This window comes from Thalassobellus sediminis (assembly GCF_044386045.1).
GTDB lineage: Bacteria > Bacteroidota > Bacteroidia > Flavobacteriales > Flavobacteriaceae > Thalassobellus > Thalassobellus sediminis.
Genome location: NZ_JBISCD010000022.1, coordinates 1 through 3,824, shown reverse-complemented (window position 1 = coordinate 3,824; position 3,824 = coordinate 1). Strand labels below are relative to the sequence as shown.

The window sequence follows — 3,824 nt, the reverse complement described above, 5'->3', positions numbered from 1 at the left end:
CGGAAAATCCTCGGACACAAAACCGCACTATTCTTATACACAACCGTTGGGTACAATTATGACAAACAGTATTTTCCATAACAAAGAGTTTGAGTTAAACGGAATTTCTGTACCTGAATTTGAATTAAAAAGCGGAAAACTAATCCGACTTTATATTCCGAGTGTGAGAATTATTGGATTTGACCTAACGATTGAATTAATAAAACGTTTTCAAAAAAAGAACAAGAATTTACCTTGGGCAAAAAATCACTCTCAAAATTCGATTTTAGAAAAATTATTTCCTCTTACAGTTGAGAAGTATTTGATTAAGAAAAAGAAAATTGACAAACAAAACGCAAAAAGGATTGCAGACGAAATCGGAATTAAATTAAATGATAAGTTTGAGGAAATAGGATTTATTAATCGAAAAGCATTAATAATAAAAACTCTATTCGAAAAAAATAGTTCTATTCTTATCGATTATTATGGTGTAGATGCAATTGGAATAAAAAAATTGGAAGGAATTGTAAACACAGAAATTGAAAAAGGTAAAACAGGAATCGCATTTGACCTATTGGAATATGTTGAGGAAAAAGAACCTTTTGAAAACATTGAACGAATAAAAATAACTGTACCCAACAAGGTATAAGAAATAATGCTTAAATTTATTTCTTAATCAAAAGGTTAGCGCTTTTTTAGTCACTCTGATTTTCCTGCGGAAAATCCTCGGACACAAAAACGCACTATTCTTATACACAACCGTTGTACACAAGTTGAGAACCGAATGAAATACCTGCTTAAAAATCAAGAAACAGAACGAATCATATTCAGAGAAATTAAAAAATCTGATTTTAATGACTGGTTGAAATTTCATAAAAACCCAATAACTTCTCAATACTGGATTTCTGAATTAGAAAGTCCCGAAATAGAATGTAAAAATTGGTATGAAAAACAATTTCATCGTTATCAGAATGACTTAGGTGGAATGAACGCACTAATTGAAAAAGAAACAGGAAAATTAATTGGACATTGTGGACTTTTAATCCAAAACATTGATAAACAATCTGAATTAGAAATTGGATATTCACTTTTACCTGAATTTTGGAATAAAGGATTTGCAACGGAATCAGCAAAAAAATGTAGAGATTTTGCATTTGAGAACAACTTTTCGGATTCACTAATTTCTATAATCAGTTTGACCAATAAACCATCCGAAAGTGTTGCTTTAAAAAACGGAATGAAAATCGAAAAAGTAACTGAATACAATAAAAACAAAGTGAACATTTTCCGAATTTATAAATCAGAATGGAATAAAATAAAACCTGTGTACAACAAAGTATAAGGAATAATGCTTAAATTTATTCCTTAATCTAAAGGTTAGTGCTTTTTTAGTCACTCTGATTTTCCTACGGAAAATCCTCGGACACAAAATCGCACTATCCTTATACACAACCGTTAGCAAACATTTACCAAAACAGAAACCTATGAAAAAAACGATATTATTTTTAGCCCTGATTTTATTAAACATCTTCATTTTCTCTTGTTCATCGGACGATAGCACTGAACCTCAAGAACCTGAGCCAACCGAGAATAGATTAGTGAAAACTGAAAAAATATCAGATACAAGAAAAGTCGATTATACTTATGATAGTAACGACTTACTTTCTAACTTAACTGGAATTTATAATAGTTTCGGTTACGTTTCTGATTTCACTTACGATTCTACGAATAAACTAACTCAATGGAATTATCAAGAAACTGGTTCGTCGTCTTTTAGTAACAATTATGCTTACAATTATGACACAAATGGCAATTTAACAAGTTATACTGCCAATAACGAAAACGTGAGTTTAGAATATAATGGTAACATTATAACCATTACAGGAACAATTGAAGGAAGTCCAAATTCAGAAGCGGATTTAGAATTGAATACTAATGGAATGGTAATTAAATTAACAGAAAACAATCAATATACGAATTTTGAGTATGACGCTGATGGAAATATGATAACTGCAAAATCTTATGATAACTCTGACAATCTTTTGCTTGAATACACTTTGAATTATGATGACAAAATCAATCCATTTTATGGACAATTAGAATCAATATACATAGAACGATTTATTGAGTTCTTTTGGGAATTCGAAGGAGTATTTATCAGTGGATTTGAAGGTTATAGTTTTCCTTTTTTAAAGAATAATATTGCTTCAATTTCTAGAACTGGAGGAGAAACGACTACTTACACTTACATTTATGATAGTGAAAATTATCCAACTAACGTTAACGGAGAAACTTCTGGAGACACGATTATGTTTGATATTGAATATTACGAATAAAAAACGATTTGCTAACAAAGCATAAAATTAATGGCTGGTTCTAGCCTACTTGGAAAATTCCTGCGGAATTTTCCGCTGGCTAGTTTCTATTTATTAAATTAGTGCTTAAACGAGCCACTAATATTATACGTAACCGTTGTAAGCAAGCTGAACACCCAACAAACATTGAACATATCACCATACATATTTGAACCCGAAAAAAGTATCGAAGTTTATAAAAAGACTTCTGAATACTTATTGGAAAATTCTAGCATAAAAGACAAAATAGGAGAATTAGGATGGTTTTATCATATAATTGGAATGACAATCCCTCAAAACTGGGACAATTTTTGGTCTGGACACATATTTCCTTTTTCGGAATCTTGGGAAGAACTTCAAATTTCATTTAATTTAGTTTGTTTTGGACTTTATAAACAAGCTTTTGTCTCATTACGAAGTGCACTCGAATTAGGTATGTTATCTGTCTATTACAACATCAATGATGAAGGACATAAAATGGTAAAAGATTGGCTTTCATCAAAAGATTCTAATGATGCGAATACACCAAGAGCAAGTGTAATTTGGAGAGTATTACTTTCAAATAAAAATATAAAAGAATTTGACGATAAACATAATCTAAAAGAAAGATTTAATGAGCTTGGATTTTTACATAATTACGTTCATACAAAAGGAAGTAAATACTCTAATAAACTTGGTAGATTTAAGAGCAATTTTCAAACTTTCGAATTCGACCAAATAGAACATTGGCTGGATACTTATCAAAAAATAGCCTCGATTATCTGCACGCTTCATTTATTAAAATATCCAATAGCAGTTGTAAAATATGATTATTCACAAAAATTTGGAATTGACATACCAAGTTTTGGTGGATTGGAGGAATTTAATATCGAGAAGATAAGAAGAATTTTACCAGACAACTATTTGAGTACAATTGAAAACATTGCGGAAAAAGACAAAGCAACACAGGAAACAATTAACGAAATAAAATCATTTCCTGACAAGACCGAAGAAGAAGTTGAAGAACAATGCAGATTTATTGAGAAAATGAGTATTGAGGGTTCAGGGTTTATCAAATGGCTCGAACAGCAAGAGAATTTCCTTGAATTAATAAACGAAAAGGAATTTAGTGAAGTAATGCAGACCCGAATTGACTATCTCAAGGATTGGTCTATTAAAAATGACCTTTATGACAAAACAAAGCTAGACAAGATTAAAGAGAAGAATAACAAATAAAAAAGCCAGCTTACAACATTGTATAAAAATAATGCGTAGTTTAGTGCTTAATCAAGAGTTCGTGCGCTTTTGTTAGCTTCCGATTTTCCTTCGGAAAATCCTCGCACACAAAACCACACTATTCTTATACGTAACCGTTGTAGTACATTTTGAAAATGAAGAACACCTTAACAATATTTCTGATTTCAATTTTAGGATTCAGTTGTTCAAAAAACGATTTTGAAAAGACCAATCTGTACTTGGAATTTGACAAAGAAACCTATCTGCTAAATGACA

4 protein-coding genes are annotated in these 3,824 nt (G+C 30.7%); all 4 read left to right on the top strand.

The genetic code is table 11. From position 1 onward, the window contains the following. On the top strand, positions 1–628 hold a 628-nt coding region (locus ACH5TW_RS00300), incomplete at its 5' end, for a hypothetical protein (RefSeq protein WP_439334476.1). A gap of 135 nt (positions 629–763) precedes the next feature. Next, positions 764–1,321, top strand: a complete 558-nt coding sequence (locus ACH5TW_RS00295; protein WP_439334475.1) for a GNAT family N-acetyltransferase — start codon at positions 764–766, stop codon at positions 1,319–1,321. A gap of 142 nt (positions 1,322–1,463) precedes the next feature. Further along, positions 1,464–2,315 carry a hypothetical protein gene (locus ACH5TW_RS00290; RefSeq protein ID WP_439334474.1) on the top strand — a complete coding sequence of 284 codons (852 nt, stop codon included), beginning with the start codon at positions 1,464–1,466 and terminating at the stop codon, positions 2,313–2,315. A 165-nt stretch (positions 2,316–2,480) separates the two neighbouring features. After that, entirely contained in the window at positions 2,481–3,548 is a 1,068-nt protein-coding gene (locus ACH5TW_RS00285; RefSeq protein ID WP_439334473.1) for a hypothetical protein, read from the top strand. Positions 3,549–3,824: the final 276 nt, after the last annotated feature.

Bases quoted from the DNA above. Each gene is read 5' to 3' on its own strand.
- ACH5TW_RS00295 (WP_439334475.1), top strand. From the start codon at position 764: ATGAAATACCTGCTTAAAAATCAAGAAACAGAACGAATCATATTCAGA.
- ACH5TW_RS00290 (WP_439334474.1), top strand. From the start codon at position 1,464: ATGAAAAAAACGATATTATTTTTAGCCCTGATTTTATTAAACATCTTC.